Source organism: Kitasatospora sp. NPDC032757 (assembly GCF_055579305.1).
Genome location: NZ_JBVINN010000021.1, coordinates 12,797 through 39,693 on the forward strand (window position 1 = coordinate 12,797; position 26,897 = coordinate 39,693).

29 protein-coding genes are annotated in these 26,897 nt (G+C 74.8%); 9 read left to right on the top strand and 20 right to left on the bottom strand.

Annotated elements, in window-relative coordinates:
- Positions 1–28: 28 nt before the first annotated feature.
- Positions 29–919 carry a glutamate ABC transporter substrate-binding protein gene (locus tag ACZ5WK_RS22495; protein WP_465549352.1) on the bottom strand — a complete coding sequence of 297 codons (891 nt, stop codon included), beginning with the start codon at positions 917–919 and terminating at the stop codon, positions 29–31.
- Positions 920–956: 37 nt separating this feature from the next.
- Positions 957–1,721: an amino acid ABC transporter ATP-binding protein gene (locus tag ACZ5WK_RS22500; protein WP_465549354.1), complete on the bottom strand. Its 765-nt coding sequence runs from the start codon at positions 1,719–1,721 to the stop codon at positions 957–959.
- Between the two features lie 225 nt (positions 1,722–1,946).
- Here ACZ5WK_RS22500 and ACZ5WK_RS22505 point away from each other — a divergent pair, with 225 nt between their 5' ends.
- Positions 1,947–2,741: a metal-dependent hydrolase gene (locus ACZ5WK_RS22505; protein ID WP_396323336.1), complete on the top strand. Its 795-nt coding sequence runs from the start codon at positions 1,947–1,949 to the stop codon at positions 2,739–2,741.
- Between the two features lie 133 nt (positions 2,742–2,874).
- Here ACZ5WK_RS22505 and ACZ5WK_RS22510 read toward each other — a convergent pair whose 3' ends face one another.
- The 12 genes from ACZ5WK_RS22510 to ACZ5WK_RS22565 form a co-directional block, all read right to left on the bottom strand.
- Positions 2,875–5,559, bottom strand: a complete 2,685-nt coding sequence (locus tag ACZ5WK_RS22510; RefSeq protein WP_465549356.1) for a fumarate reductase/succinate dehydrogenase flavoprotein subunit — start codon at positions 5,557–5,559, stop codon at positions 2,875–2,877.
- On the bottom strand, positions 5,556–6,320 hold the full coding sequence (locus ACZ5WK_RS22515; protein WP_465549358.1) for an ABC transporter ATP-binding protein: 765 nt from the start codon (positions 6,318–6,320) through the stop codon (positions 5,556–5,558). Before ACZ5WK_RS22515 ends, ACZ5WK_RS22510 begins: the two co-directional genes overlap by 4 nt.
- Complete coding sequence (locus tag ACZ5WK_RS22520) at positions 6,317–7,147, bottom strand: ABC transporter permease (protein WP_465549360.1); 831 nt, start codon at positions 7,145–7,147, stop codon at positions 6,317–6,319. The genes ACZ5WK_RS22515 and ACZ5WK_RS22520 overlap by 4 nt, the downstream gene beginning before the upstream one ends.
- Positions 7,144–8,526 (bottom strand): ABC transporter substrate-binding protein, encoded by a 1,383-nt coding sequence (locus tag ACZ5WK_RS22525; protein ID WP_465549362.1) that lies wholly within the window; start codon positions 8,524–8,526, stop codon positions 7,144–7,146. Before ACZ5WK_RS22525 ends, ACZ5WK_RS22520 begins: the two co-directional genes overlap by 4 nt.
- 11 nt (positions 8,527–8,537) lie before the next feature.
- Positions 8,538–8,765: a 4Fe-4S dicluster domain-containing protein gene (locus ACZ5WK_RS22530; protein ID WP_465549364.1), complete on the bottom strand. Its 228-nt coding sequence runs from the start codon at positions 8,763–8,765 to the stop codon at positions 8,538–8,540.
- Between the two features lie 9 nt (positions 8,766–8,774).
- Positions 8,775–9,527: a GntR family transcriptional regulator gene (locus ACZ5WK_RS22535; RefSeq protein WP_465549366.1), complete on the bottom strand. Its 753-nt coding sequence runs from the start codon at positions 9,525–9,527 to the stop codon at positions 8,775–8,777.
- Positions 9,528–9,851: 324 nt separating this feature from the next.
- Positions 9,852–11,120, bottom strand: coding sequence for a sensor histidine kinase (locus tag ACZ5WK_RS22540; protein ID WP_465549368.1), 1,269 nt, complete (start codon positions 11,118–11,120; stop codon positions 9,852–9,854).
- The gene (locus ACZ5WK_RS22545; protein WP_465549370.1) at positions 11,117–11,971 is read right to left on the bottom strand and encodes a response regulator; all 855 of its coding nucleotides are present in this window, start codon (positions 11,969–11,971) and stop codon (positions 11,117–11,119) included. Before ACZ5WK_RS22545 ends, ACZ5WK_RS22540 begins: the two co-directional genes overlap by 4 nt.
- Positions 11,968–12,816, bottom strand: coding sequence for a hypothetical protein (locus tag ACZ5WK_RS22550; RefSeq protein WP_465549372.1), 849 nt, complete (start codon positions 12,814–12,816; stop codon positions 11,968–11,970). The genes ACZ5WK_RS22545 and ACZ5WK_RS22550 overlap by 4 nt, the downstream gene beginning before the upstream one ends.
- A gap of 110 nt (positions 12,817–12,926) precedes the next feature.
- Positions 12,927–13,541 (bottom strand): class F sortase, encoded by a 615-nt coding sequence (locus tag ACZ5WK_RS22555; RefSeq protein ID WP_465549374.1) that lies wholly within the window; start codon positions 13,539–13,541, stop codon positions 12,927–12,929.
- Between the two features lie 283 nt (positions 13,542–13,824).
- Positions 13,825–14,325: a hypothetical protein gene (locus ACZ5WK_RS22560; RefSeq protein ID WP_465549376.1), complete on the bottom strand. Its 501-nt coding sequence runs from the start codon at positions 14,323–14,325 to the stop codon at positions 13,825–13,827.
- 195 nt (positions 14,326–14,520) lie between these two features.
- Positions 14,521–15,219, bottom strand: coding sequence for a helix-turn-helix domain-containing protein (locus ACZ5WK_RS22565; protein WP_465549378.1), 699 nt, complete (start codon positions 15,217–15,219; stop codon positions 14,521–14,523).
- 320 nt (positions 15,220–15,539) lie between these two features.
- Here ACZ5WK_RS22565 and ACZ5WK_RS22570 point away from each other — a divergent pair, with 320 nt between their 5' ends.
- Positions 15,540–16,616, top strand: coding sequence for a serine hydrolase domain-containing protein (locus tag ACZ5WK_RS22570; RefSeq protein WP_465549380.1), 1,077 nt, complete (start codon positions 15,540–15,542; stop codon positions 16,614–16,616).
- Positions 16,617–16,722: 106 nt separating this feature from the next.
- The gene (locus ACZ5WK_RS22575) at positions 16,723–16,938 is read left to right on the top strand and encodes a hypothetical protein (protein WP_465549382.1); all 216 of its coding nucleotides are present in this window, start codon (positions 16,723–16,725) and stop codon (positions 16,936–16,938) included.
- 67 nt (positions 16,939–17,005) lie between these two features.
- Here ACZ5WK_RS22575 and ACZ5WK_RS22580 read toward each other — a convergent pair whose 3' ends face one another.
- Together ACZ5WK_RS22580 and ACZ5WK_RS22585 are read right to left on the bottom strand one after the other, a co-directional pair.
- On the bottom strand, positions 17,006–17,815 hold the full coding sequence (locus ACZ5WK_RS22580) for an alpha/beta hydrolase (protein WP_465549384.1): 810 nt from the start codon (positions 17,813–17,815) through the stop codon (positions 17,006–17,008).
- A 180-nt stretch (positions 17,816–17,995) separates the two neighbouring features.
- Entirely contained in the window at positions 17,996–18,349 is a 354-nt protein-coding gene (locus tag ACZ5WK_RS22585) for a DUF6401 family natural product biosynthesis protein (RefSeq protein WP_396323346.1), read from the bottom strand.
- Between the two features lie 161 nt (positions 18,350–18,510).
- Between ACZ5WK_RS22585 and ACZ5WK_RS22590 the strand changes: the two genes are divergently transcribed.
- The 3 genes from ACZ5WK_RS22590 (at position 18,511) to ACZ5WK_RS22600 (ending at position 21,727) form a co-directional block, all read left to right on the top strand.
- On the top strand, positions 18,511–19,437 hold the full coding sequence (locus ACZ5WK_RS22590) for an LLM class F420-dependent oxidoreductase (RefSeq protein WP_465549386.1): 927 nt from the start codon (positions 18,511–18,513) through the stop codon (positions 19,435–19,437).
- A gap of 322 nt (positions 19,438–19,759) precedes the next feature.
- Positions 19,760–20,419 carry an AAA family ATPase gene (locus ACZ5WK_RS22595; protein ID WP_465549388.1) on the top strand — a complete coding sequence of 220 codons (660 nt, stop codon included), beginning with the start codon at positions 19,760–19,762 and terminating at the stop codon, positions 20,417–20,419.
- 297 nt (positions 20,420–20,716) lie between these two features.
- On the top strand, positions 20,717–21,727 hold the full coding sequence (locus tag ACZ5WK_RS22600; protein ID WP_465549390.1) for a zinc metalloprotease: 1,011 nt from the start codon (positions 20,717–20,719) through the stop codon (positions 21,725–21,727).
- An 87-nt stretch (positions 21,728–21,814) separates the two neighbouring features.
- On the opposite strand, the gene ACZ5WK_RS22605 is transcribed toward ACZ5WK_RS22600, so the two are convergent.
- The gene (locus tag ACZ5WK_RS22605) at positions 21,815–22,222 is read right to left on the bottom strand and encodes a hypothetical protein (RefSeq protein ID WP_465549392.1); all 408 of its coding nucleotides are present in this window, start codon (positions 22,220–22,222) and stop codon (positions 21,815–21,817) included.
- Between the two features lie 138 nt (positions 22,223–22,360).
- Between ACZ5WK_RS22605 and ACZ5WK_RS22610 the strand changes: the two genes are divergently transcribed.
- A complete protein-coding gene (locus ACZ5WK_RS22610; RefSeq protein WP_465549394.1) occupies positions 22,361–22,822 on the top strand; it encodes a universal stress protein in 462 nt (153 codons plus the stop codon).
- Between the two features lie 81 nt (positions 22,823–22,903).
- On the top strand, positions 22,904–23,758 hold the full coding sequence (locus tag ACZ5WK_RS22615; RefSeq protein WP_465549396.1) for a DNA-formamidopyrimidine glycosylase family protein: 855 nt from the start codon (positions 22,904–22,906) through the stop codon (positions 23,756–23,758).
- Here the strand turns inward: ACZ5WK_RS22615 and ACZ5WK_RS22620 are convergent.
- Both ACZ5WK_RS22620 and ACZ5WK_RS22625 read right to left on the bottom strand, forming a co-directional pair.
- The gene (locus ACZ5WK_RS22620; protein ID WP_465549398.1) at positions 23,706–24,341 is read right to left on the bottom strand and encodes a nucleoside/nucleotide kinase family protein; all 636 of its coding nucleotides are present in this window, start codon (positions 24,339–24,341) and stop codon (positions 23,706–23,708) included. The genes ACZ5WK_RS22615 and ACZ5WK_RS22620 overlap by 53 nt on opposite strands.
- A 93-nt stretch (positions 24,342–24,434) precedes the next feature.
- Positions 24,435–25,769 (bottom strand): outer membrane protein assembly factor BamB family protein, encoded by a 1,335-nt coding sequence (locus ACZ5WK_RS22625; protein ID WP_465549400.1) that lies wholly within the window; start codon positions 25,767–25,769, stop codon positions 24,435–24,437.
- A 175-nt stretch (positions 25,770–25,944) separates the two neighbouring features.
- Between ACZ5WK_RS22625 and ACZ5WK_RS22630 the strand changes: the two genes are divergently transcribed.
- A complete protein-coding gene (locus tag ACZ5WK_RS22630; RefSeq protein ID WP_396323358.1) occupies positions 25,945–26,511 on the top strand; it encodes a Uma2 family endonuclease in 567 nt (188 codons plus the stop codon).
- A gap of 3 nt (positions 26,512–26,514) precedes the next feature.
- On the opposite strand, the gene ACZ5WK_RS22635 is transcribed toward ACZ5WK_RS22630, so the two are convergent.
- Complete coding sequence (locus ACZ5WK_RS22635; protein WP_396323359.1) at positions 26,515–26,862, bottom strand: DUF4326 domain-containing protein; 348 nt, start codon at positions 26,860–26,862, stop codon at positions 26,515–26,517.
- Between the last annotated feature and the right edge of the window lie 35 nt (positions 26,863–26,897).

Below are 26,897 nucleotides of genomic sequence, written 5' to 3' on the forward strand. Positions count from 1 at the left end.
CGGGGCGGCGCGCCGTTGGTCACCCGCTTCAGCTGACGATGACGCCGATCTTCGGTGCGGGCTCGTTCTGGTAGCCGGCCGGGCCGAAGTTCTTCTGGACGGCCGCCTCCCAGGAGCCGTCGGCGACCATTTTCTCCAGGGCTGTGTTGATCTTCGCCTTGAGCTCGCTGCCCTTCTGGACGCCGATGCCGTAGTTCTCGTTGCTCATCTTGAAGCCGCCCAGCTTGAACTTGCCCTTGAACTCGGGCTGCGCGGCATAGCCGGCGAGGATCGAGTCATCGGTGGTCAGGGCGTCGACGGCCTTGTTCTCCAGGCCGGTCAGGCACTCCGAGTAGCCGCCGTACTCCTGGAGCTGGGCGTTCGGCGCGATCCTCGTCTTGACGTTCTGCGCCGAGGTGGAGCCGGTGACCGAGCAGAGCTTCTTGTTGTTGAGGTCCTCGGGCTTGGTGATGGAGTCGTCGTCCGCCCGGATCAGCACGTCCTGGTGGGCCAGGAGGTAGGGGCCGGCGAAGTCGACCTTCTCCGAGCGTGCGGGGGTGATCGAGTACGAGGCGGCGACGAAGTCGACGTCGCCGCGCTGGAGGAGCGTCTCGCGGTCGGCGCTCTTGGCCTCCTTCCACTGGATGTCGCCGGGCTGGTGACCGAGCTCCTTGGCGACGTACGTGGCCACGTCGACGTCGAACCCCGTGTACGTGCCGTCCGGGGTCTTCAGGCCGATGCCGGGCTGGTCGAACTTGATGCCGACGGTGATCTTGCCGCCGCCGCCCGTACCCGCGCCCGTGCCGGCGCCCGAACCGCCGCCCGGGCTGCCGCCGGCGGTGCTGCCGCTGCTCGTGCCGCCGCCGGAACTGCAGCCGGCGGCGGTCAGGGCCAGCGCGAGCGCGGCGGTGGCCGCGACCGTGACCTTGCGAAGCTTCATGGTGATCTTCCCTGGTGCTCTAGGGGCCCGGGTCCCGTCAGTGGTGCAGGATCTTCGCGAGGAAGTCCTTGGCCCGCTCGCTGCTCGGGTGGCTGAAGAACTGATCGGGCGTCGTCTCCTCCACGATCCGGCCATCCGCCATGAACACCACGCGGTTGGCGGCCGAACGGGCGAATCCCATCTCGTGGGTGACGACGACCATGGTCATTCCGTCCCGGGCGAGCTGCCGCATCACCTCCAGCACCTCGTTGATCATCTCGGGGTCCAGGGCGGAGGTCGGCTCGTCGAAGAGCATGATCTTCGGGTCCATGGCCAGCGCTCTGGCGATCGCGACGCGCTGCTGTTGGCCGCCGGAGAGCTGGGCGGGGTACTTCTCCGTCTGGGACGCCACACCCACCCGGTCGAGCAGCCGGCGGGCCCGCTCCTCGGCGGCCTTCCGGTCCTTCCTGCGGACCTTGATCTGGCCGAGCGTCACGTTCTGCAGCACGGTCTTGTGCGCGAAGAGGTTGAAGGACTGGAAGACCATGCCCACGTCGGCCCGGAGCGCGGCCAGTTCGCGGCCCTCGTCGGGCAGCGGCCTGCCGTCGATGGCGATCTCGCCGGAGTCGATGGTCTCCAGGCGGTTGATGGCGCGGCACAGGGTGGACTTCCCGCCGCCGGACGGCCCGATGACGACGACGACCTCGCCGCGCGCGATGGTCAGGTCGATGTCCTGGAGGACGTGGAGCGTGCCGAAGTGCTTGTTGACCTTGCTCAGCACGACCAGGTCGCCCGTGGCCGCGGTGGGGATCTCCTGGGTCACCTGTCCCTCCGCTCGTCGGCCTCATGGTCCGCCCTCGCGAGGACGGCCGCACGCCGGGGGCAGGGGCCCGGCGCGCCGCGAACCGGGCCCGGCCGGCGGGCGGCAGGGGTGCGGGCAGGGGCGGCCGCCGTCACGGTGGTCGGGCTGCAAGATCATCTGTCGATATGCTGCGGGACCGCCGGGCGCACGGGGTGCCCGGCAGCTGATCGAGGGATGGTTCTCGCCATGATGGGACCGGCACACGCGCTTTCCGGGGCGGCGGCCTGGCTGGGGGTGGGTGCCGCGGCGGCGGCCTGGGACCACCCGATGCCGTGGCCGGTACTGCTCGCGGGGGCCCTGATCTGCGCCGGTGCGGCGCTGGCGCCCGACCTGGACCACAAGGCGGCGACGATATCGCGGGCCTTCGGGCCGGTCTCCCGGACGCTCTGCGAGGTGATCGACAAGCTCTCCTACTCGGTCTACAAGTCGACCCGGGGCAAGCGTGACCCGCGCCGCTCGGGCGGGCACCGGACGCTCACCCACACCTGGCTCTGGGCCGTGCTCTGCGGCGCCGGCGCGGCGGCGGTCTGTGTGTACGGCGGCCGCTGGGGCGTGCTGGCGGTGCTGTTCGTCCACATGGTGCTGGCGATCGAGGGGCTGCTCTGGCGGCACGCCCGGGTCTCCAGTGACGTGCTGGTCTGGCTGCTGGGCGCGTGCAGCGCCTGGATGCTGGTCGAGGTGCTCGACCGGCCCGGCAACGGCGCCGGGTGGCTGTTCACCGAGCCCGGCCAGGAGTACCTCTGGGTGGGCCTGCCGATCGTGCTCGGCGCGCTCGTGCACTGCGTCGGCGACGCGCTGACGGTCTCCGGCTGCCCGATCCTGTGGCCGATCCCGGTCGGCCGTCGGCGCTGGTACCCGGTCGGGCCGCCGAAGGGCATGCGGTTCCGGGCCGGCAGCCGGGTCGAGATCAAGATTCTGATGCCCGTCTTCATGGCCCTCGGCGGGGTGGGGGCGCTGGGCGCGCTCGGCCTCATCGGCTGACGCGCGCCCCTCGCCCGGCTGTTCGGGTGGTCGACGCCGCTCCAGGGGCTCCAGGGGATGACCGTCAACACGGCCCGGGCCGCAGGGCAGGAGGGGACGGCCGGCGGCCTGGCCGTCGGCCACCGGGCCGGCCTCACCGTGCGCGCAGTGCCCGGAGCGCGAGCCGGGCGTAGGCGCGGACGTCGGCGTCGGGGTCGGCGAGGCGGGCGCGCAGGGCCGGGGTGACGGCGGGTTCGGCGGCGGATGCGGCCAGCGCGCGGACGGCGGCCTTGCGGACGTCCGCGTCCTGGTCGCCGAGCAGGCCGAGCAGGGGGGCGGGCGACCCGGCGGCGGCCAGCGCCGCGGCGGACGCCTTGCGCACCTGCCAGGCCTCGTCCCGCGCCGCGGCCCCGGCCGGCCCGGCCAGCGCGGGCGGGCACCCGATCCCGGCCGCGCCGGCGAAGGCGGCGGCCCGGACCAGCGGGTCCCGGTCGCCCGCCAGCCGGAGCAGGGCAGCCGTGGCCACCGGGTCGCCGACGGTGCCGAGGCCCTCGCCGACGGCGACCCTGACCTCGCGGGCGGCGTCCCCGGCGGCGTCCGCGAGCGCGGCGGCTGCGTCCAGCGAGACCAGCCCGTGCACGGCCTGGAGCCGCACCGGGACGGCCGGGTCGGCCAGTGCGTCCGCGAAGAGCCGCACCGTGCCGGCCCGCAGCACCCGGGCCAGCTCCAGCACCCCGGCCCGCACCACCGGGTCGGGCGAGGCCGCCGCCGGGAGGAGGTCCGCGCCGAGCGAGGCGTCCAGCACCTCGGCCAGCTCGCGAAGCCCGGCGACCGCCGCCGCCCGGACCGGCCCGTCCGCGTCGCCCAGCGCCCGGGCGAGGGCGGCGCCGGTGCCGTCCGGCGCGGTCTCCGTCAGCACGGTGACGGCCGTGCGCCGGACCTCGGCGGCCGGGTCGGCCAGGTAGGGCGCCAACCGGTCGAGCCCGGGCTGCAGTTCGGCGAGCCGGAGCAGGCCGAGCAGCCGCGGGGAGGCCGGTGCGCCGGCGGCGGCGCGCGCCGGGGCGAGGGGGGCGGCCTCACCCGTGCGGCCGACCGGCAGCGGGTGGACCTCGCCGAGGACGGTCACCGGGAGGGCGGGCGGTTCCAGGCCGTCGACCGGGACCAGGTACGGGGCGACGGGCCGGGTGAGGAACTCCATCGCGCCGGCCGCGTTCTTCCGCAAGTTGAGGTGGCTGAACCAGCGCTCGTCGTCCCGCCCGGGGTGGTCGACGCGCTCGTGGTAGAGGCCCCAGCGGCTCTCGGTGCGGGCGAGCGAGGAGCGGGCGGCCATCTCGGCGCAGTCCCGGATGAAGTCCACCTCGACGGCGCGCATCAGCTCGTGCGGGGTCCGGGCGCCCATCGCGGCGATCTCGCCGCGCATCCGCTCGACGTGGTCGAGGGCGAGGGAGAGGCGTGCGCCGGTCTTGGGCGGGGCGATGTAGTCGTTGACGAAGCGGCGCAGCTTGTACTCGACCTGCGGCTGCGGCGGCCCGTCGGGGTGGCGCAGCGGCCGGTAGACCAGCTCGTGCGCGGCCGCGATCTGGTCTGCCGGCAACTCGGCGCGCCCGGAGGGGAGGTGGCCCGCGGCGTGGGTGCCGGCCAGGTCTCCGAAGACGAAGGCGCCGATCATGTAGTTGTGCGGGACGCAGGCGAGGTCGCCGGCCGCGTAGAGGCCGGGCACGGTGGTGGCGGCGTTCTCGTCGACCCAGACGCCGCTCGCCGAGTGGCCGCCGCAGAGGCCGATCTCGGAGATGTGCATCTCGACGTCGTGGGTCCGGTAGTCGTGCCCGCGCCCGGCGTGGAAGGTGCCCCGGCTGGGCCGTTCCGTGGTGTGCAGGATGGACTCCAGCGCCTGGACGGTCTCCTCGGGCAGGTGGGTGGTCCGCAGGAAGACCGGGCCGCGGTCGGAGGCGAGCTCGGCGGCGAACTCCGACATCATCTGCCCCGACCAGTAGTCGGAGTCGACGAACCGCTCGCCGTGCCGGTTCACCTGGTAGCCGCCGAAGGGGTTGGCGACGTACGCGCAGGCGGGCCCGTTGTAGTCCTTGATCAGCGGGTTGATCTGGAAGCACTCGATGCCGCTCAGCTCCGCGCCCGCGTGGTAGGCCATCGCGTAGCCGTCCCCGGCGTTGGTCGGGTTCTCGTACGTCCCGTACAGGTAGCCGCTGGCGGGCAGGCCGAGCCGGCCGCAGGGGCCGGTGGCGAGCACCACCGCGCCGGCCGAGACGGTGACGAACTCCCCGCTGCGGGTGTCGAACCCGGCGGCCCCCACCGCCCGGCCGCCCGCGGTGAGCACCCGGACGGGCATGACGCGGTTCTCGATGGTGATCCGCTCGCGCATGTGGCGCTGCCGCAGGACGCGGTAGAGCACCTTCTTGACGTCCTTGCCCTCCGGCATCGGCAGCACGTAGCTGCCCGAGCGGTGCACCTGGCGGACCTGGTACTCGCCGTGCTCGTCCTTCTCGAACTTCACCCCGTACCGCTCCAGCCGCTGCACCATCGCGAAGCCGCGGGTGGCGGTCCGGCGGACGGTGCGCTGGTCGACGATGCCGTCGTTGGCGCGGGTGATCTCGGCGACGTAGTCGTCCGGCTCGGCGCGGCCCGGGACGACGGCGTTGTTGACGCCGTCCATGCCCATCGCGAGCGCGCCGGAGTGCCGGACGTGCGCCTTCTCCAGCAGCAGGACGTCCGCCCCGGCCTCGGCCGCGCTGATCGCGGCCATCGAGCCGGCGGTGCCACCGCCGATCACGAGCACGTCGCAGCTCAGCCGCCGGGCCTCGGCGGGGTCGGGGATCTTCATCGGGAGCCTTTCTCGGGTGCCCGGCGGGCGGCGCTGGACAGGTGGGCCAGCAGCTGTTCGCGCAGCGCGAGCACGGCCGGTTCGGTGCGGGCGGCGGGGTCGCGGGAGTACGGGACGTCGTGGACGGCCGCGACCGTCCCGCCGCCGAGGACGGCCACGCGGTCGCCGAGCAGCAGCGCCTCGTCGACGTCGTGGGTGACGAAGACGACCGTGCAGCGTTCCTTCTCCTGGACGGCGAGCAGCAGTTGCTGCATCGAGGACCGGGTCCGGGCGTCGAGCGCACCGAACGGCTCGTCCATCAGCACCGCCCGCGGAGCGCCGACCAGTGCGCGGGCGAGCTGCACCCGTTGCCGCTGGCCGCCGGAGAGTTCGCGCGGCAGCCGCCGCTCCAGCCCGGCGAGGCCCACCCGGCCGATCCAGTCGGCGACCGGGGCGCGCCGGTCCGCCCGTGGGGTCCGCCGGACGGCGAGCGGGAGTTCGACGTTGCGCCGGACGTTCCGCCAGGGGAGCAGGCCGTCCTCCTGGAAGACCAGTGCGCGTTCGGCGCCGGGGCCGCGCAACGGCCGCCCGTCGGCGAGGAGTTCGCCGCCGATCGGCGGCAGCAGCCCGGCCAGGGCGCGCAGCAGGGTGGACTTGCCGCCGCCGGAGGCGCCGACCACCGTCAGCACCTCGCCGGGCGCGATGTCGAGGTCCACGCCGTCGAGCACCGGGTGCCCGGGGTGGCCGAGGCTCAGGCCCCGGGCGGTCAGCCGCAGGCTCATACCTTCGCCTCCTGTCGCGCGGGCGCCGCCGGCTGCGCGGGCCGGGAGGGGGCCGGCGCGGTGGCGGCGCCCGCCCGGGCCGGCGGCAGCCAGGAGGTGAGCCGGCGCCCGAGCAGCTCGACCGCGCCCGAGGTGGCCCGGCCCAGCAGCCCGATGGTGGCCATCCCGACGAACACCCCCGGGTAGTCGAGCACGGTGTACGCGGACCAGGTGCGGTACCCGACGCCGAACTGTCCGGAGACCATCTCGGCCGAGATCACGCAGATCCAGGCCACCCCGATCCCCACCGACAGGCCGCCGACCACGCCCGGCAGCACGACCGTCCAGAGCACCCTTCCGCGGCCGGCGCCCATGGTCCGGACGGCGTCCTCCCAGAGCGGGGGAAGGGCCCGCACGGCGTGCCGGGTGGCGACCAGGACGGGGAAGAACGCGGCGGTGAACGTGATGAACACCATGCCCTGCTCGTTCTCCGGGAAGAGCATGATGGCGACCGGCACCAGCGCGATCGCCGGGATCGGCCGGATCAGCTCCAGCACCGGCCCCAGCAGGTCCGCGGCCCAGCGGGAGCGGGCGGTCAGCACGCCGGCCGCCACTCCGAGCACCGCCGCCAGCAGGAAACCGCTGCCGATCCGCCGCAGGCTGTCGGCAAGGTCCTGCCAGTACTCCGCGGTGCCGAGCCGCTCGGTGAACGCCTGCCAGACCTGGACGGCCGTCGGCAGGTGGTCGAACCGCACCCAGAACCGCACCCGCTGAGCCGTCAGCAGCTGCCAGAGCCCGACGAACGCGAGCAGCGCACCGGCCTGTGCCAGCCGTCGTGCGGGCCTCATGACGCGGCCAGCGCTTCCCGGTACGAGATCTGCCGGGCGCCGGGGTGGGCGGCCAGGTGCGCCTTCGCACCGTCCTCGGTGGTGAACGGCAGCAGGGCGGCGCCGTCCTGCACCCACCAGTCCTTGTCCGCGAACCAGCGGGTGCCGGTGGCGGCGTCGGGCACGTACGCGGCGCGCACCTTGCCCGTCGGGTTCTTCAGCGCGCGCAGCAGGCAGCCGGGGTCGGCGGCGGGCCGGGTGGTCTCCTCGCCGTCGTACCAGATCTCCCCGGCCAGCTTCGGGTCCTCCACGGGCCGGCCGCAGACCGGGTCGGTGCCGGTGATCCGGGCCGGCGCGATCGTGGGCAGCGCGGCCTGCTGCTGGTAGGAGGCGTCGATGAACTTCTCGACGTCCAGGGCCTTCAGGACGCCCACCGACCGGAGGAACGGCACGTCCTCGCGCAGCGCGTCCAGCAGCGCGGGGTCCAGCGGGGTGGCGAAGGTGGCGATGCCGTTCGGGCCGTTGTAGAGGTGCACCACCTCGGGCGGCAGGCCGGTCGCTGCGGCGACCTTCCGGCTGGCGTCCAGCGGGTGTTCGTTGAGGTACCGGGTGGCGGAGGCCTGGGCGCGCAGGAAGGCCTGGACCACCTCCGGGTGCTGGGTGCCGAACCTCTGCCGGATCACCACGCCGTGCAGGGTCGGCCGGCCGAGCGCGGCGCCGTCGTACAGCAGCCGGCCGTCGCCGGCGAAGACCACCGCGCCGGGCCAGGCCACGAACTGCGCCAGCGCGTCCACCCCGCCGGCCTTCAACGCGGAGGCGCCGACCGCGGGTTGCTGGTTCTGCTTCTGGATCTCGCCCTCGGCCACACCCGCCTTGGCGAGCGCCTGGACCAGGGTGCCGTCTGCGGCGGAGCCGGCCGAGGTGGAGACCTTCCGCCCCTTCAGGTCGGCCAGCGAGTGCGCGGTCGAACCGTTCGGCACCACCACGGAGTTGAGCGCGCCGAGCAGGTTGTAGCCGGTCACCGAGACCAGCCGGGTGCCGGGCCCGCCGGCCTCCTGGGCGCGGGAGCCGTTGATCAGCAGCGGGTAGTCGCCCATCGAGCCGATGTCGGTCTTGTCGGCGAGCATCTGCGCGGTGATCGGCGCACCGGAGTCGTAGTCCTGCCAGGTGACCCTGTACGTCTTCCCGTCCGTGCGTCCCTGCTCGGCGAGGAGCTGCTCGAAGTAGCCCTGGGCGCGCAGCAGGGTGCCGGCGGTCACGGTGTTGATCGTCTTCGACTGGTAGCCGACGACGACCTCGACGGTGGAGCCTCCGGCGCCGGCCGAGGACGAGCAGGCGGTCGCGGCGGCCAGCGTGGCCGCGGCCAGCAGGGATCTCAGCGGGCGTGTGGTGTGGGGCATCTGACGCATCCTCAGCGAAGTAGGTAGGGCATGTTGACGGTGACCGCGCCGGTGGGGCAGCGGGCCGCGCACGGGCCGCAGTACCAGCACTCGTCGACGTGCATGTAGGCCTTGCTGCTGTCCGGGTCGATGGCCAGCGAGTCCAGCGGGCACATCTCGACGCAGAGCGTGCAGCCGTCGATGCACAGCGAGGCGTCGATGGTCACGGGCACGTCGGAACGGTGGTCGGCGAGCGCCATGGGGCTTCCTCAGGGGGTGTCGCGCAGCAGCCGGCCCTGCATGGTGATCCGGTCGCCGCGGAAGCGGACGTACTCCAGGTCCACGGGGCGGCCGTCGGCCAGCGCGGTGAGCCGCTCCAGCATCAACAGGGCGGACCCGCGGGGGACTTCGAGAACGGTGGCGGAGTGCGGGTCGGCGTTGACCGCCTCCAGGGTGATGTCGGCCCGGCCGAGGGGCCGGCCGGTGACCTCCTCGATCAGCCGGAAGATGTCCTGGCCGGCCAGGTCCTCCGCGGCCAGCCCGGCGCCGATGTCGGGCGCCAGATAGGTGAGGTCGAGCGAGAGCGGCAGCCCGTTGAGCCGGCGCAGCCGCTCCACGTACACCACGTCCGCGCCCTCGGGGAGCCCGAGCCGGCGGGCCACCGGGCCGGGTGCGCGGACCGGCCCGAAGGCGCGGACCTCGTTGGTCACCTCGCCGTGCTCGTGCAGGGTCTCGGCGAGGCCCTGCAGCCGGTTCAGCCCGTGCGGCACCTTCTCCGCCACCACCAGCGTCCCCGAGCCGGGCACCCGGCGGACCAGGCCCTCGCCGCGCAGGAGGTCCAGCGCCTCCCGGACGGTGTTCCGCGAGGCGCCGAACTCCTCGGCCAGCCGGTCCTCGTGCGGCAGCGGACCGTCCTTGTACGCCTCGTTCAGCACCTGCCGGCGCAGGACGTCCGCGACCTGCCGGGCCCGGTCGGCGCGCAGCCGCCGGGCACCGGCGCGGTTCGGGTTCTCGCTGGTCATCGGCGCTGCTCCGGGCCTCGGGGTCGGGTTCGGCCTGAACCATAGGCCCGTACCGGCCGGTTTTTCGTTGCCGCCGCATTACGCCACCTGACGGTCCGTCGAGACCTGCTCCCACCTGCGGAAAGGGCCTTCGGTCGAGCCCAACTGCCACCCGGGGCCGGTCCGGCTCCCGGGGCGGATCACGGGCGCCGCCGCCCGCCGCGGCGCCCGGCACGCCCCTGTGTTCGCGCCGTGCTTCCCCGCGGGAGCACTCCCACGGGTTCACGGCTTGTGCTCATTCGTCCGGCAACCGCCGGCCTCGCTCCGGGGGCTCCCGGAGCGAGGTCACGGCTGCAGCCGCCGCTCCTGCGGGTCCTCGCCGTCCACCGCCTCCGGCCCGGGGTCCTCCGCCCCGGGCGGCAGGACGAGGGTCGCCACCGCACCGCCGTCGGGGTGGTTGGCGAACGTCAGCGCCGCGCCGATCACCCGGGCGTGGCCCTGCGCGATCGTCAGCCCCAGCCCGTGGCCGCGTCCGCGCTCGCGCACACCGGTCCGGAACCGCTGGGGCCCGTGCCGCAGCAGGTCGTCGGGGAACCCCGCCCCGTGATCGCGCACCGTGATCCGCAACCCGTCCACGCCCAGCAGCACCGGGCCGCTGCCGTGCCGGTCGGCGTTGACCAGCAGATTGCCCAGGATGCGGTCCAGCCGGCGCAGGTCGGTGCGGACCACCCCGTCGGCCTCGCCCGTCACCGTCACGGTCAGCCCGGTGAGCGCGACCGTGCGGCGCACCGCGCGCTCCAGCGGCACCGCCGACAGGTACGGCGTCTCGGCGTCCGCATCCAGCCGGGACACCTCCAACAGGTCCTCCACCAGCGAGCGCAGCACCTGCACCCGGTCGCGGACCAGCTCGGTCGGCCGGCCCGGCGGCAGCAGCTCTGCCGCCGTCACCAGACCGGTGAGCGGGGTGCGGAGCTCGTGCGCCACGTCCGCGGTGAACTGCTGCTCGTCCTCCAGCCGGCGGTGCAGCGCCCGGGACATCGAATCGACCGCCGCCGCGAGATCGGCGACCTCGTCCCGCCCTTCGACCAGCTCGCCGATCCGGGTGTCCGTCCTCCCGGCGGCGATCCCCCGTGCGGCCGCCGCGGCCGTCCGCAGCCGGCGGCTGATCCGGTCCGCGACCAGCACCCCGGCCAGCACCGTCGTGAAGACCGACGTGGTGACGGCGATCAGGATGATCCGGTCGAGGTCGGCGATGGCCTGCCGGTCCTGCGCGAAGTCCAGCCGGACGGAGAGCGCCCCGTTCTGGACGGGCGTGGCCGCCCACATGGCCTCGCCCTGCGACCCGACGGCCAGGACCGACCCCTGCCGGCCGTCCGCCACCAGCGTGCGCAGCGGCTGCGGCAGCGCCGGGTCGTCCAGGGCGGCGCCCCGGCCGGCGACCTCGCCGCTGCGCTGGTACACCGCCAGCGACGAGTCCAGCGCGGCGAGCGCGGATCCGCGGGCCTGGTCCATGTGCTGGCGGACCATCGCCTGGTGCACCAGCAGGCCGACGGTGACCGCGACCAGGACGGAGATGGCGGCGACGGCGGTGGCGATCTGACGGCGCAGCGTCATACCGGGCGCCGCAGCTTGTAGCCGAACCCGCGCACCGTCTCGATCCGGCCGGCGCCGATCTTCGCGCGCAGCCGCTGCACATGGACGTCCACCACCCGGGTGTCGGCTCCCCATTCGTAGTCCCACACCCGCTCCAGCAGGCCGGAACGTTCCAGCACGATGCCGGGCGCGGCGGTGAACTCCAGCAGCAGCCGCAGCTCGGTCGGGGTGAGCGGGACGAGCCGGCCGTGCACCCGTACCTCCATGCTGTCGGTGTCCACCTCCATCCCGTCGAGGCTGCGCACCGTCCGGGCCGGTGGCGCGGGCACGGTGTCGGCCGTGGGGACCGAAGCGGCCGACGGCCCGGCAGGCGCGGAGGGAGCACCGGCCGGGCCGGAGGGAACACCGCCGAGGGACGGGACCGGTGACAGAGCGGCGGCCGGTGGCGGAACGGCGGCCGGTGGCGGGGCGTCGGCCGCCGGCACGACCCGGACCCGGCGCAGCACCGTCCGGATCCGGGCGACGAGCACCGCGCTCTCGAACGGCTTCACGACGTAGTCGTCCGCGCCGGCCTCCAGCCCCGAGACCACGTCCACCGGGTCGGTGCGGGCCGACATCATCAGGATCGGCAGCTGGCTCTCCTCACGGATCCGCCGGCAGAGGCCGACCCCGTCCAGGAGCGGCAGCATCACGTCGAGCAGCAGCAGGTCCGGGCGGACGGCGTGGAACGCCTCCAGACCCTCCAGGCCGTCGGCGGCCGTGGAGACCGGAAAGCCGTACCGTTCCAGGGCCATCCGGGTGGCCTCCCGGATCACCTCGTCGTCCTCGACGATCAGGATGTGCGGCTGGGCGGGCGGAGCTGCGGGGTTCATGGCTTCGCTTCCGGGGGAGCTGGGGTCGGACGGGCGGGCGCCGGGACGGCCCCGCGCGGGGTGGGGACGGTCCCGCCGGTTCCGTTGCCGACGGTGGGGGCGCCGGGCTGGGCCGGGGCGCGGCTGGGGCGGGCCGTACTGGGCGCGGCGGGGGGCGTGGCGGTGGGCGGCGCCCCGGTCTCGGCGGCGCCCCCCTGGCCGGGGGCGGGGACGGGGCCGATCCCCTCGTCCTTCCGCTCCACCAGGCCGAGCCGGACGCCGTCCCAGTGGTAGCGGCTGCTGGTCCGGACGGAAACGGTGGTCGGCTCGTGCAGCCACAGGTCGGCGCCGACCGTCTCGGCACTGAAACCCTTCAGCACCTGGACCCGCAGCACGGGTACCACGCGGTCCCCGGCCAGGGTGTAGACGTGCAGCACCACCGGCCCGACGGTGCCGACGGCGGCGACCAGTTCGGGCCGCCCGTCACCGGTGAGGTCGCGGTACTCGGGGCTGCGGAGCTCACAGCCCGGGCAGCCGTCGAGGGTGCGTCGCTCGTCCGCCGTCACCTGGGGGTCCTTGGCGAGCACGGTCCGGGTGTCGAGCGCGGTGATGTCCTGGCCCGGCACGGTCACGTCCGGGACGGGCTGCGGCGGCGGATCGGTGGCGGAGGTCGGGGGCGCCGGCGGCGGCGCGGTCGCCAGGCCCGCCCAGAGCGGCTGGGCCACCGGTGGTGGAGTCACCCGCGCCGTCGCACCGTTGTCCCTCAGCTCGCCGGGCGTCGCGCACCCGGCGAGCAACACGGCCAGCGCGGCACCCGCCAGGGCCGGCACACCGGCTCGCCGCCGCGCCGGGAAGGCTGTCGTCACGGCCCGCCCCTCCTTAGCTGGTCTGCGGCGATCCGCCGGTTCGTCCACGGTGATAGGTCGTCCGGAGGGGAGCCCCCGGTTCCGCCCCGCCCGTCCGTCGCGGGGCCGGCTCACCCCGCCTTGGTGGCCAGGTCCGCCAGGATGATGATGTTGTCGGTCCAGTGGCCGTCCGCGCCAATCCGGCCGCCGCAGGTGATCAGGTGGAGCTCGGGCGCCGGGGTGTCGCCGTAGACCGTCTCGGTCGGGAACCGGTCCTTCGGGGCCTGGAGCAGCGTGCGGACGCGGAACTCGACCGTGCTGCCGTCGGCCCGCTGGACCTGGATGGCGTCCCCCGGCCGGACCTTCGGCAGCGAGTGGAAGACGGCCGGGCCGTGCGCGGTGTCGTAGTGCCCGATCAGGACGGCCGGGCCGGTCTCGCCGGGGGTCGGTCCGTTGCGGTACCAGCCGACCTCACCGGCCCGGTCGGCGGCCGGGACCTCGACGGTGCCGTCGGCGTTCAGGCCGAGTCCGGTGACCGGGGCGTCCACGCCGGCGGCCGGGACGAGGAGCCTGGTCGGCGCCGAGGCGGCGAAGGGGCGCGGGGCGGTGGCGGGCGTGGTGGGAGCGGCCGTACCGGTGGTCGGCGCGGACGCCGCGGGCGGGGGGTCGGCGGCGTTGTGCACGGAGGGTTCCACGCGCACCACCGGGGTGCGCTGGCCCGACAGTGCCACGGTGGCGCCGAGCACCAGGCAGAGCAGGCCGGCCGCGCCGAAGGCGGTCCGGCGCAGCCCGTCCGCGCCGGGGCCGGTGTCCCGGCGGCCGCGATGGGCTCCGGTGCGCCTCCCGCGGCGGCCGGCCGAGCGCCCGGCCCGGTGGCCGCCGCGGTCCGCCCCGTCCGCCGGCTCCGTACGGTCCGCCGCTTCGCCGGTTCCGGGTCTTCCGTCGTCCGGCAGGGGCCCGCCGCCCCACCCCGGTACGTGACCGTACGGGGGCGGGGCGGCGGGGTGCCCGGAGGGCCCGGAACCGGTGTCAGCCGCGCGCACCGGAGCGGCGGCGCAGGACGGCGTAGCCCAGCGCCCCGGCCCCGAGGGCGGCCACGGTGCCACCGCCGACGAGCATGAGGCCGGAGTCACCGGCGGAGCCGGAGCCGTCGCCGGCCTGGGCCGCGCCCTTGGGCACGTCGCGGACCTGCGGCGCGGTGCCGCCGGGGGTCTGCGGCACGGGCGCCGCGGAGGGGGCGGTGCCGGAGCCGGCCCCGGCGACGGCGGGGGCGCCGGGGGAGCGCGGGGCGGCCGGCTGCGGGACGGCGCCGGGCGACTTGGCGCCCTCGACGGCCGGGGCGCTCGCGGCGCTCGGGGCGGCGGGGGTGGCGGTCGCGGTCGCGGGGGCCTGGGAGGGGGTGACCTTCCCGCTGCCCCCGTCGGCCCAGGCCGTTCCGCCGGTGACGGCGCTCAGCAGGGCGGCGCCGGTGAGGGCGCAGACCGCCAGGCCCCGGCGGGCGGTCGAGCGGTTGGTACGGCTCCTGGTCATACGGGGTGTCTCCTTCATCGTGACTCGCGCCCGGCCGGGTTCGGCCGGGGTGTCGTCAGTGACGCTAGGAGCGCCGTGTCGCGGTCCCCGGCCGGTCGTGTCACGGCCGCCCATCGGCTCTGTAACGGCGGCGCGGGCACGGCCGGAGGGGGCGATACACGGGGCCGGCTTCCGGGGCCCGGCCCCGCCCCGGGGTCAGTTCTGCGGCCCCTGGTGGAGGGCGCGGACGATCTCCTCGCCGATGCGGTCGAGGAGGGTGGCGGCCGTGTCCATGCGGGCGCCGGCGGGGCTGGCGGTGCCGAGGACGGTCCCGCCGCGGCGGGCGGTGTCGGCGAGCAGGGCGTTGCGCCGGGCACTGGCGAGGAGGGACTGGTGCCAGATGTCGCCGTCGATGACGTACCGCTCGCGCTGCCGCGGGTCGTCGCGGCGGCGTCGGATGAGTTCCTGGCCTTCGAGGTAGCCGACGGCCTTGGAGACGGAGGCCGGGCTCACCGCGAGCCGGTGGGTCAGGTCGGCGGCGGTGAGGCTGCCCTCGTCGGTGACGGAGAGGCAGGCGAGCACTCTGGCGGCCATCCGGGGAAATCCCAGATGGACCAGCAACTGGGCGAGTTCACCGGCGAATTCGTCAACGGCGTCGGCGTCGCGTCCCTGCGGTTCGGCTGCTGCTGCCGCGGGCGGGGCCGGGGACGGCCGGCTGCGGCGGGCGCGCTGGGTGGTGGCCTGCTGTGCGCGGTCGGGCCGGTAGCCGGACGGCCCGCCGTTGCGGCCGATCTCCCGGGTGACGGTGGATGTCGGCCGTCCGAGGGAGCGCGCGATGTCGCCGTAGCTGAGGCCTTCGGCAAGCCCGGCGGAGATCCGCCGGCGCTCCTGCGGGGTGAGCCTGGTTCCTGGCATGTCGTCCTCTCCCGGTCGATGGAGTTCACGCTATCTCATTGCAACACCTGCTCTGGTTCATTGCATTAGCCGACAGGGTCATTGCACCAAAATACCGTCAATTACCTTGCCAAATACAGTTGGTGCCTCACTGTTTCGTTGACGCTTGCGTGAACGGCGGGATACGGTTTTTCCACCGAAGGAAACCGTGAAGGGGGAAGACGATGAGGTTCACCGTTCGAGTGGGTGCCGGGTTGCTGGCGGCGGTGGTGGTCACGGGGGGCGCCGTTGCCACGCCGGCGACGGCGCAGGCGACGCATGGGCATCGGGGGGTGCAGAGCGTGCTGGAGCAGGCCGTGAAGGAGGGCGGCCTGCCCGGCGCCGTCACCGAGGTTCGCGAGGGGGACCGGCGGTGGTTCGGCGCGGCGGGGAAGGCCGACCTCGGCACGGGGCAGGAGCGCCGGCGGCACGACCGTTTCCGCATCGGCAGCACCACGAAGACGTTCGTCGCCACCGTCGTGCTGCAACTCGTGGCCGAGCACCGGATCGGCCTCGACGACTCGCTGGAGCAGTGGCTCCCCGGCATGGTCGACGGCAACGGGTACGACGGCCGGGCGATCACCGTTCGGCAGCTGCTCGACAACACCAGCGGGATCTACAACTACGTCCTGGACGAGCAGATGCTGAAGGCCGCTTACGGCCCGGCGTACCTGGAGCGCCGGTTCGACGGCTACCGCCCGGAGGAGCTGGTGCGGTTTGCCGTCCGCCACCAGCCCGCCTTCGCCCCCGGCAGCGACTGGGGCTACTCGGACACCAACTACGTCATCGCGGGCATGATCGTCGAGAAGGTGACCGGCGTGCCCCTGAGCGAGGAGATCAGGCGGCGCATCACCGCGCCACTCCGGCTGGCCGGCACGTACCAGCCGGCCGGTGAGGACCCGGCGATCCGCGGACCGCACGGCCGCGAGTACTCGAGGCTGATGATGACCGGACCCGACGCCAAGGCCTACGACGTGACCGAGGTGAACCCGTCCTGGTCCTGGGCCACCGGCGACATGGTGTCCACCGTCGACGACCTCAACACCTTCTTCGGCGCCCTGCTCGCCGGCCGCCTGCTGCCCGACGCGCAGCAGCGGGAGATGTTCATGACGCTCCCCACGCGCGGCAAGTGGATCGACAGCACGGCGTACGGACTCGGCGTCTCCTCGATCGCCCTGTCCTGCGGCGCCACCGTGTGGGGCATGGGCGGGGCCTTCCCGGGATCCTGGTCGTACACCTACGGCACGCGCGACGGCCGGCACCTGCTCTCCACCAACGTCAACGGTGACTGGGCGGACGGAAGTTACCAGCCGGCCAACCCGATCGGCGTCTTCACCGCCGAACTCGAGGCGGAGTTCTGCCGGTCCCAGGGCGTGTGAGATTCTGCTCCGCCCGGGGTGGCGGAGGCGTTCGGGCCCCGGTGGGGAGTTCGCTACGGTGGGGTGCCTGGTGGACAGGCCGTACGTACTGGGGGAGTGGCCGGCAGTGGTGACGACATCCGAACCGTCCGATTTTCATGGCTTCGACGTGGTGCGGCGGGGCTATGACCGTGCGCAGGTCGACGGCTGTCTCGCGGCCCTGGCGGCCGGGAAGGCGCCGACGGACGCGCCGGTGTTCAAGATCGTTCGGCGGGGCTACGACCGCGATCAGGTGGACGCGCACGTTCGTGGGCTGCTGGCGCGTCGCGGCGATCACGCGTAGCAGCCGGGGCTCCGCATCGCGCTGGGCAGGCCCACCCCTCTTGCGGCGGGTCCGGCCCGCCTTCGGCTCAGGCGTCCGTCGGCAGGGCCGGTGCGGAGCGGCGGGGAGGTGCGCTCCGGGGGTGGGCCGGGAGGGGCAGGGTGAGGGCGTCGGGGGAGCCGGCGGGCAGGGCGAGGGCGGCGGTGACCTCCGCAGGGAGGTCACGCAGGCCGAGGAGGCCGGCCCCGAGCCGGGCGGTGGCCCGGTGCCAGTCGCCGATCCGCTGCAGCAGGGCGTGGCCGCTGCCGGCCACGGTGTAGCCGCAGACCCGGGCGCCGGCCTCGCGGCCGCGGGCGGCGAAGTGGAGGGTCTCGGCGGGGGAGGTGACCTTGTCCCGGTCGCCGTGCAGCATCAGGACGTCCCGGCCGGCGAGCTGCTCGCACGGGTCCTCGGGCGGGCACCAGGGGGCGAGGGCGACGACGCCGGTGACGTTCGGGTGCCCGGCCGCGCGCAGGGCCGCCCGGCCGCCCATCGAGTGGCCGACCAGGACGGTCGGTACGTGGCCCAGCTCCTCGGCGAGGTCGCCGAGCGCGGCGTCGGTGTCCCGGGCGGCGTCGGCGCGCTCGCCGTTCCAGCCCCGGTGGCGGTAGCGGACGGTGCCGATCGCCACCCCCGCGCCCGCCGTTTCGAGGCGCAGCGCGCGGAGGAAGCCGTACATCCGCAGGCCGGGCAGGTTGAGCGGGCCGGGCCGGGAGAGGCTGTGCTCCTCGCCGCCGTGCAGCACCAGCACCGCGGCCGCCGGCTGCTCCGGCAGTTCGCGCCAGACCAGCGCGCGATGTCCGCCGGTGCTGCTCGCGCGGCCCCTTGCGGCCGTGCCCGATGCGTCGTTCCCGCTCACCCGTACCGCCCCGCCCCGCTGTCCGTTCCGTGGACCGCCACTGTACGCGCCGACAGCGGGCGGGCGGCAGCGGTGGCGGCACAGCGCCGGGTGGGGCGCCGCCGACCGGCCCGCTCGCCCACCCGGCCGTCCCGTCGGCCCGGGCCGACGGGACGGTGCGACGGCCGCCGCCGTGAGCGGTCAGGAGCCGAGCAGGCCCTGTTCGCGGACCAGCCAGCAGATCGCGGTCAGCCGGTGCACCGCGTAGTCGTAGCCCACCGGCTCCAGTCGGCCGGTCTCGCCGAGCGCGTCCAGCAGGCCGAGCGCGTAGTCCGACAGTTCCGCACGGTCCAGCGGCCGGGGCACCAGCTCCGGCCCCTGCGCGTACAGCAGCTCGCGGATCTGGGCGGCGTGCTGGTCGACCACGGCGCCGAAACCCGGCTCGACGGCGAACTCGGCGAGCCGCGGCGTGAAGGCGGCGACGATCCCGGGCAGGGGACAGCCGGGCGGCTGGTCGGGTGAGCCCCGGTGGGACTCGTCGGGCGTGGCGAACATCCGTCCACGGTAGGCGAGCCGGGCGGCCGTCCGGGCCGCTGCGGCTGAGACCTTTGCCACCCGGGGCCGGGTCCCGTCGCCGTGCCGACACCGGATGCCGGCGCCCGGCGGATTCGGCGAATCGCCGGGAGCGCGGGGCGGTCTGTACCAGAATGGCCCGTATGGATCTTCGAATCTTCACCGAACCCCAGCAGGGCGCGAGCTACGACACGCTGCTGCGCGTCGCCCGGACCGCGGAGGAGCTCGGCACCTTCAGCGCGTTCTTCCGCTCCGACCACTACCTGAAGATGGGCGGCGTCAGCGGCCTGCCCGGCCCCACCGACGCCTGGATCACCCTGGCCGGCCTGGCCCGTGACACCAGCACCATCCGGCTCGGCACCCTGATGACCGCCGCGACCTTCCGGCTGCCCGGCGTGCTCGCCATCCAGGTCGCCCAGGTCGACGCGATGAGCGGCGGCCGGGTCGAGTTCGGCCTCGGCGCCGGCTGGTACGAGGAGGAGCACGCCGCCTACGGCATCCCCTTCCCGAAGGAGAGGTTCGGGCGGCTGGAGGAGCAGCTGGCGATCGTCACCGGCCTCTGGAACACCAAGCTCGGCGACACCTTCGACTTCGCCGGGGAGTACTACCGGCTGACCGACTCGCCGGCGCTGCCCAAGCCCGCCCAGGAGAAGATCCCCGTCCTGGTCGGCGGCACGGGCCCGACCCGCACCCCGGCGCTGGCCGCCCGCTTCGCCGACGAGTTCAACATGCCGTTCACCTCGGTCGAGGAGAGCGCCGCCCAGTTCGGCCGGGTCCGCGCCGCCGTCGAGCAGGCCGGCCGCCGGGCCGACGACCTGGTGTACTCCAACGCCCTGGTCGCCTGCGTGGGCCGCGACGACGCCGAGGTGGCCCGCCGGGCCGCCGCGATCGGCCGTGAGGTGGACGAGCTGAAGGCCAACGGCCTGGCCGGCACCCCGGACGAGGTGGTGGCGAAGCTCGGCCGCTACGCCGCCGTCGGCACCGAGCGCGTCTACCTGCAGATCCTCGACCTGGACGACCTGGACCACCTGGAGCTGATCGCCTCCCGGGTCGCCCCGCAGCTGGGCTGAGCGCCCGGACCACCCGCGCACCGGTACCCCCGTCGCACCGCCGTCACCCCCGTCGCACCGCCGTCACCGCCGTCACCCCCGTCGCCGTCGGGGGCGGCGGTGGTGCGGTGCTGTGAACGGACGGTGAAGGCGCTCGCCCGGAGCCGCTGACCACTAGTCTTTACTTCCTCTTGGAGCAGGGAAGGCTCCTTCGAGAGGCGGAAGCCGGGGGAGTCAGGGGGGAGAGCCGGTGGCGGAGACGACGGTGCCGGGGGCGGGTCCCTCGGGAACGGGGCTGTCCGGGGCCCGGGTGCCCGTGCCGAGAGCGGGGAGCGCTGCCGCCGTGCGGGCGGCCGGTCCGAGCGGGCTGTCCGGGCCGGTGCTGCGCCCGCGCGGACTGCACGACCTGCGGCGCGACCGCCCGGGCCCGGCGCCGGCCGGCCCGGCGCCGGCCGGCCCGGCGCCGGCCGCGCTGCACTACCGGGCGGACGACCTGCTGGTCGTCTCCGGCCTGCCCGGCAGCGGCAAGAGCACCCTGATGCGCCGGTGCATCACGGCCGGCCTGGTCGACTCCCAGCACGTGCGGGAGGAGTACGCGGCCCGCCTGCCCGGCTGGCTGCCGTACTTCGTCTACCGCCCGCTGGTCCGGGCCGCGCACTACCGGCGGCTGCGCCGCGCGGTGCTCGACGGCGGCCCGCTGGCGGTGCACGACTGCGGGGCGCTGCCCTGGGTGCGGCGCTGGCTGGTCCGGGCGGCGGCCCGCCAGGGGCGGCGGGTGCACCTGATCCTGCTGGACGCCGCCGCCGGCGAGGCCCGGGACGGCCAGCACGCCCGCGGCCAGCGGGTCTCCGCGTACGCCTTCGCGCGGCACCGGGAGTCCGCCCGGCGCCTGCGCCGCCGGCTGGCGGGGACGGGGGAGCCGCCGGCCGGATGTGCGTCGGCCGTGGTACTCGACCGGGCCGGTGCGCGTGCCCTGCGGGAGATCGTCTTCGTGGCGTCGTAGTCTCGGCGAGGCGGTGCGGGGCCGCCCGCCGACCCGTCCGGGTGGCCTTCCGGGGCTCTCCGGGCCGGACGGTGTGTCAACTTTCGGACAACTCGGGGCCATTGCTGCGATCGCTCGACACGGGAAATGTTCCACCTGTGGCCGGTGTCGACCCATCAGGCTTCCGGGTTATGTCCGATTTGTCGTCAGGACTTTCAGGCCGGAAGACATCTGACGCGTACACGCGGCCCTGCGTAGCCTTGGCTCGGCGGCTCCCCCAAGCGGCCGCCCCCCCACAACTCCCCCTCAGGAGCGCAGATGCGTCGTTCTGCCCGCGTCCCCTCGAGTGTCCCCCGCAGATTCCTCAGCGCCGCCGCCCTCGTCGCCGCCCTCGGGCTCACCCAGTTCGCCGCCCCCGCCTCGTTCTCCACCGCCGCCGCCCAGGCCCCGTCCGCCCAGTGCGTCGGCGGGGACGGTGCGGTGAGCCAGGACGCGGCCGCCCGCAAGCCCGCCGGCAGCGCCGTCGGCCAGGAGCCCAACGCCGTCACCCAGGCCCAGGCCCAGGCCATGGACGCGGACCTGCAGGCCCGGGTCGCCAAGCTGGCGCAGTCCTCCCAGGGCAGCGCGCTGCTCGCCCCCGGCACGCTGGCCGCCACCACCACCATCCCGGTGTACGTGCACGTCATCCACTCCGGGACGACGGGCAAGCTCTCCGCGACGGACATCGGCAAGCAGATCTCCGTCCTCAACGCCGCGTACAGCGGCCAGGGCGCCGGCAACACCCCCAGCCAGTTCCAGTTCCAGCTGGTCGGCACCGACTACACCGACAACGCGACCTGGTACAACGGCATCACCCCGGGCTCCTCGGCCGAGAAGTCGATGAAGAGCTCGCTGCGCAAGGGCAGCGCCAACGCGCTCAACCTCTACACCGCCAAGCTCGGCCAGTCGCTGCTCGGCTGGGCGACGTTCCCCAGCTCCTACAGGTCCAACCCGAGCGATGACGGCGTCGTCATCCTCGACTCCTCGTTCCCCGGCGGCTCGGCCGCCAACTACAACGAGGGCGACACCGCCACCCACGAGGTCGGCCACTGGCTCGGGCTCTACCACACCTTCCAGGGCGGCTGCAGCGGCCAGGGCGACTACGTCTCCGACACCCCGGCCGAGAAGACCGCCGCGTACCAGTGCCCCGCGGGCCGCGACACCTGCACCGCGACCGGCCTCGACCCGATCCACAACTTCATGGACTACACCTACGACTCCTGCATGACGCAGTTCACCCCCGGTCAGGTCGCCAGGATGTCCAACTCCTGGGCCGCCTACCGGGCCTGACGGCTCCGGCCGGCCGAAACCCTGGCGGGTGCGTGGGTGATGGGGCCCGCGCACCCGCCAGTACCAGTTCCGGGCCCGGGAGCGGGCTCAGCAGAACGTCTCGACGTAGAGCAGGGTCCGGCCGTCCTGGCCGGCGAACTCGTACGCCAGGTAGGACGGCAGCGCGTCGACGTTGTAGCGGCCTCCGGCCTCCAGCCAGGCGGCCGGGCGGTCGGCCTCGGGCACGAGGGCCGGGAAGCAGCGCTCCTGCTCGTGGTCGTAGGCGCTGCCCATGGTCATCAGGTCGGCGCTCACGGCGAGCCGCTTGGCCCGGCGCGGGTCCAGCGGGCCCCGGACGAGCGTCCATCGGCAGCCGGCCGCATCGGTGAAGCCGCGGTCGGCGACCGGCGACCGGACGGGCCCGGGCCAATCCTCCTCCTCCGGCCGCTCCGGCCCCGCCAGGGTTTCGGCGAAACCGGAGGTGAGATGCGGCTTCTTCGGCCTGTTCCTCGCCATCCGGCCAGGATGGCACAGGGTTCGAAAGTGTTCGACGCCTTCGGTGTGGCAATCGGTGGTGGAATGTCCATGTTGATCTATGTTTGGGGAGTCAGAGGCTGGTGAAGCCGAGGTAGCAGTCGAGCAAGGAGCAGCGGCATGGCCAACAGCGCCACCCCCCGGATCGTCGTCGGCGTGGACGGCTCGCCCGCCTCGGAGCAGGCGCTGCGCTGGGCCGTGGACTACGCCCGGCTGGTCGGCGGCAGCCTCAACGCCATCGCGGCCTGGGAGTACCCCGCGTTCTACGGCTGGGCCGGGCTGAGCGTGCCCCCGGCCGAGGGGTTCAACCCCGAGGAGCTGGCCGGGCGGACCCTCTCCGAGACGGTCGCCAAGGTCGTCGGCGACGACCCCGGCATCCGGATCACCGAGTCCGTGCTGCCCGGCAACGCCGCCCAGGCCCTGCTGGAGGCGGCCGCCGGCGCCGCACTGGTCGTCGTCGGCAGTCGCGGGCTCGGCGGGTTCTCCGGCGCACTGCTCGGCTCGGTCAGCCGGCACCTCACCGAGCATGCCCCCTGCCCGGTCGTCGTGGTCCGCGACCAGCGGGGGCCGGCGGCCGGCTGACCCCCGGGGGGCGATGTGCCGGCCCCCCGGCCGGCCGAACGGGCCGCCGCGCGGAGCCCGGACGGGGGGCAGGATGGAGACATGCCAGAAGGTGACTCCGTCTACCGCGCGGCGGCCCGGCTGCACGACGCCCTCGCCGGCCAGCTGCTGACCACCGCCGATCTGCGGGTGCCCGCCCACGCCACCGCCGCCCTCGCCGGACGGCGGGTGCTGGAGGTCGCCCCGCGCGGCAAACACCTGCTCACCCGCCTCGAAGGCGGCCTCACCCTCCACACCCACCTGCGGATGGACGGCCGCTGGGAGGTCTACCGCCCCGGCGAACGCTGGGCCGGCGGGCCCGCCTGGCAGATCCGCGCCGTCCTCGGCACCGACCGGGGCACCGCGGTCGGCTACCGGCTGCCCGTCGTCGAGCTGCTGCGCACCGCCGACGAACAGCGCGCCGTCGGCCACCTCGGGCCCGACCTGCTCGGCCCCGACTGGGATCCGGCCGAGGCCGTCCGCCGGCTCCTCGCCCACCCCGGCCGGCCCGTCGCCGAAGCCCTCCTCGACCAGCGCAACCTGGCCGGCATCGGCAACGTCTACGCCAACGAACTCTGCTTCCTCGCCGGTGTCACCCCGTGGACCCCGGTCGGTGAACTGCCCCGCCCCGAACGGCTGGTGGAGCGGGCCCGGCAGCTCCTCGACGCCAACAGGCTCCGCTCCGGCCACATCACCACCGGCGACACCCGGCGCGGCCACCAGCACTGGGTCTACGGCCGTGCCGGGCGCCCCTGCCCGCGTTGCGGCACGCAGGTGCTGACGGCCGCCCAGGGAACGCCGCCGCAGGAACGGGTGGCGTTCTGGTGCCCGTACTGCCAGCGCGGCCCGGCGCCCGAGGCCCGGCCTACCGGTGCTCGACCAGGGCCGGGTGGCGGGGGTCGTCGACCCGGACGATGAGGTCGGCGAGGTCGGCCGGGACGGTCTCGGCCTCGTAGCGGGCGAAGGCGGGCAGCGTCCACTGCTCCTCGGGCGGGGTCCGGCGGGCCAGCGCGGCCGGGGACAGCGCCAGGTGGACGGTCAGCTCCAGCGGCAGCCAGCGGCCGAGCAGCAGTGCGCCGTCCAGCAACAGGACGCCACCGGGCGGCAGTTCGGTGTAGGGGGCGCGGGTCGACCGGTCCGTCACCGGGTCGCGCAGCGAGGGCAGGACGCGGCCGCTGCCGCCGGGCTCCAGCGGCTCCAGCACCTCGCGCAGCAGGGCGCCGTCGTCCAGCCAGAGGTCGTGGAAGGCGTCCGCGTCCTGCCTGCCGTACTCCAGCCGCACCGAGGCGGGCCGGAGGAAGCCTGCCGCCGACACCCGCAGCGCGGGGCGCCCGCGCAGCCGCAGCGGTTCCACCAGGGCGTCCGCCAGCGCGCCCGGCCCGGCGGCCGTGGCGCCGTCCACCGCCACCCGCAGCCACCGCTCCCCGGCCCCGGGGAGCGCGGTGATGCGGTCGGCGAGGAGCTCGGCGAGGCGGTCGGGCGAGATCGGGTGTACCTGCACCCGCCCATCTTGCCCGGACGCCGCGCGGCCGGGCGGCCCCGGGGTGGGGTGGCGGGGCCGGGAGCGGTGGCGCCGGGGCCGGGCGGCGCCCGGTCAGGGGAGGGGCAGGGCGTGCAGGACGTCGTCGTGGCCGGCGTAGAGGCGGGTGGCATCGTTGGAGAGCGACCAGACGTCGACGCCGGGGCCGGAGTCGCGGAACGTCCAGCGCTCCTCGCCGGTGGCCGCGTCGAGCGCGCAGACGCCGGCGGCCGCCGGGCCCGGCACGAAGAGCGTCGGCCCGGCCAGGAGCGGACGGCTGCGGCGGTCCAGCCGGAACGGCAGCCGGTGCGACCAGAGTTCGGCCCCCGTGGCGACGGCGTGCGCGGTGACCAGACCGTCGTCGCGGGGCAGGTAGAGCCGGGCGCCGTCGCTGACCGGCGGCAGACAGCGCCACTCCTCGGACGGCCCCGGCACGACCGACCAGCGCGGGGTGCCGTCGGCCAGCCGCAGCGCCCGGACCCCGGCCGAGTTCGCGGGTGCGTAGACGTGCTCGCCGTCGGCGACGGCCCAGCTCGTGCTCACCTCGACGGGCACCTCCCAGAGCCGCTTGCCGGTGGCGGTCTCCAGCAGGGCCAGGTGGCTTCCGCCCGCCTGGGTGTCGACGACGGGGACACGGCCGTCGGCCGAGGTGAGCGGGGTGAACGGCCGCTCGCCGCCGACGGACGGACGGGCCCAGCGCACGACCCTTTCCGGGTAGCGCACGGCGAACAGGTCGCCCTCGGAGTCGAACGGCCGCGGCGTGGCCCGGCCGTAGACGAGGTCACCGTCGCAGCCGAACAGCGTGATGCCGCTGCTCAGCTCCTCGGGCAGCGGCAGGCTCCACTCCGAGGACGGGTCGGTGAGGTGGCGGCTGTCGATGTGGCCGTTCGAGACGGTGTACACCCGGTCGCCGCCGATGGCGACGCGGGCGTTCGACAGCTCCACATCGCTCGGCCAGTCCTTTGTGGGCACGGGGAAGGCCAGCGTGCGCAGCGGGGTACCGGTGGCGGGGTCGAGCACCTGGAGCCCGGAGCGGGAGACGAAGACCGGCCGGGAGGGGCGGTCGCTCAGCCGCTCGGGCGTCATCGCCTCCGGGCCCCGGAACGTCCAGAGCGGCTCCGGCCCGGCCAGCCGGGTCGGCCGCGGCTTGGGCGGCACGGGGCCGGGCCCGCCGCCGGACCGGGTGAACGCCCAGACCGCCCCGCCCGCCGCCAGCACCCCGGCCCCGGTCAGCAGCTGCCGCCGGCTCAGCCGGGGCCCGCCGCCCTCCCCGCCACCCCCGCTGACCACGTCGCCCGGCGCCTCCGACGTCTCACCGCCGTCGCCGTCCCACTGCCACGACGCCCCGCCAGCCCCGTCGGGCTGCCCGGGCACACGCGCTGCGGAACGGTCGGACGCTGCCAGCTGCATCTTCGGTACTCGCTTCCCCCTGGGCAGCCGCTGCGCTGCGCTGTCCGAGCGAGGATATCGAAGCGGCGGGCGATCGTTCGCAGGCGCCCGTCCACCGGTGCCGCTCCGTCAGCCGGCGGCAGTAGGCTGTGCTGCGCAGTCCGAGTCCGCCGAGCAGGCTCCGGGGAGGTAGGCCGTGAGCGCCGAGATGATCGCACCCGCGTGGATGCACCGGCAGATCACCAGTGACCAGTACGACTCCTGGTCCGAGGAACAGTGCACGGGTATCGAGATCGTGGACGGAATGGTGGTCGTGAGCCCGAGTGCCTCCAAGCGCCACAACCGGCTGGCCCGCCTTCTGGCCAACGCGCTGGACCGCGCCGGGGGTGCGGAGTGGAACGCCGACACGGACTTCGATGTCCGGTTGCAGGACGTGCCGCTGAACAACCGCCGCCCCGACGTGGTGGTCTACCGGGCGGACACCATCGACATCGCGCCGACGAGACCCGAGCACGTGGCGCTCGTGGTGGAGGTCGTCTCGCCGGGCTCGGAGACCACCGACCGGGTGGTCAAGGTGGATCAGTACGCGAAGGCCGGCATCCCGTTCTACTGGCGGGTCGAGCAGGTGGCCTCGGGCGTTCCCGTCGTCTACACGTCCGTGCTGGACCCGGCGAGCTGCGCCTACCGGGACGGCGAGGTGTTCGCGGGCACGGTGAGGACGGCGGTGCCGTTCCCGGTGGAGATCGACCTCGGCGCGCTCTGAACCTCAGGCCTCGCCGCCCGGGCCGTGGTCGGCGAGGTCGGCGAGGACCTGGGCGTGGCAGGGGAGGGGGACGCACCAGCAGCCGAGCCGGTGGCCGCGGAGCTCGGGGACGAGGGCGAGCAGATCGGGGCGGGCCAGGAGGTGGGCGCGGTACAGGGTGAGCATCCGCTCGCGGGTGAGGTCCGGGCCGGGGCGGTAGGGGCAGTGCAGGGGGTGCTCCGGGAGATGCCAGCCGCCGCGGTGCATGGCGCGGCCGACGTAGACGACGTCGGCGTACGCGGGGTCGTCGCGGTGACCCTTGAGGTTGACGACGGTGGTCGGGCCGGTCGGGCCCCGGTCGGTGCGCGCCATGGTGACCATGCTGGCGCAGCCTCCGGCGGCGGGCA

Bases quoted from the DNA above. Each gene is read 5' to 3' on its own strand.
- ACZ5WK_RS22495 (WP_465549352.1), bottom strand. From the start codon at position 919: ATGAAGCTTCGCAAGGTCACGGTCGCGGCCACCGCCGCGCTCGCGCTG.
- ACZ5WK_RS22505 (WP_396323336.1), top strand. From the start codon at position 1,947: ATGATGGGACCGGCACACGCGCTTTCCGGGGCGGCGGCCTGGCTGGGG.
- ACZ5WK_RS22510 (WP_465549356.1), bottom strand. From the start codon at position 5,559: ATGAAGATCCCCGACCCCGCCGAGGCCCGGCGGCTGAGCTGCGACGTG.
- ACZ5WK_RS22515 (WP_465549358.1), bottom strand. From the start codon at position 6,320: ATGAGCCTGCGGCTGACCGCCCGGGGCCTGAGCCTCGGCCACCCCGGG.
- ACZ5WK_RS22520 (WP_465549360.1), bottom strand. From the start codon at position 7,147: ATGAGGCCCGCACGACGGCTGGCACAGGCCGGTGCGCTGCTCGCGTTC.
- ACZ5WK_RS22525 (WP_465549362.1), bottom strand. From the start codon at position 8,526: ATGCCCCACACCACACGCCCGCTGAGATCCCTGCTGGCCGCGGCCACG.
- ACZ5WK_RS22530 (WP_465549364.1), bottom strand. From the start codon at position 8,765: ATGGCGCTCGCCGACCACCGTTCCGACGTGCCCGTGACCATCGACGCC.
- ACZ5WK_RS22535 (WP_465549366.1), bottom strand. From the start codon at position 9,527: ATGACCAGCGAGAACCCGAACCGCGCCGGTGCCCGGCGGCTGCGCGCC.
- ACZ5WK_RS22540 (WP_465549368.1), bottom strand. From the start codon at position 11,120: ATGACGCTGCGCCGTCAGATCGCCACCGCCGTCGCCGCCATCTCCGTC.
- ACZ5WK_RS22545 (WP_465549370.1), bottom strand. From the start codon at position 11,971: ATGAACCCCGCAGCTCCGCCCGCCCAGCCGCACATCCTGATCGTCGAG.
- ACZ5WK_RS22560 (WP_465549376.1), bottom strand. From the start codon at position 14,325: ATGACCAGGAGCCGTACCAACCGCTCGACCGCCCGCCGGGGCCTGGCG.
- ACZ5WK_RS22565 (WP_465549378.1), bottom strand. From the start codon at position 15,219: ATGCCAGGAACCAGGCTCACCCCGCAGGAGCGCCGGCGGATCTCCGCC.
- ACZ5WK_RS22585 (WP_396323346.1), bottom strand. From the start codon at position 18,349: ATGTTCGCCACGCCCGACGAGTCCCACCGGGGCTCACCCGACCAGCCG.
- ACZ5WK_RS22590 (WP_465549386.1), top strand. From the start codon at position 18,511: ATGGATCTTCGAATCTTCACCGAACCCCAGCAGGGCGCGAGCTACGAC.
- ACZ5WK_RS22600 (WP_465549390.1), top strand. From the start codon at position 20,717: ATGCGTCGTTCTGCCCGCGTCCCCTCGAGTGTCCCCCGCAGATTCCTC.
- ACZ5WK_RS22605 (WP_465549392.1), bottom strand. From the start codon at position 22,222: ATGGCGAGGAACAGGCCGAAGAAGCCGCATCTCACCTCCGGTTTCGCC.
- ACZ5WK_RS22610 (WP_465549394.1), top strand. From the start codon at position 22,361: ATGGCCAACAGCGCCACCCCCCGGATCGTCGTCGGCGTGGACGGCTCG.
- ACZ5WK_RS22615 (WP_465549396.1), top strand. From the start codon at position 22,904: ATGCCAGAAGGTGACTCCGTCTACCGCGCGGCGGCCCGGCTGCACGAC.
- ACZ5WK_RS22625 (WP_465549400.1), bottom strand. From the start codon at position 25,769: ATGCAGCTGGCAGCGTCCGACCGTTCCGCAGCGCGTGTGCCCGGGCAG.
- ACZ5WK_RS22635 (WP_396323359.1), bottom strand. From the start codon at position 26,862: ATGGCGCGCACCGACCGGGGCCCGACCGGCCCGACCACCGTCGTCAAC.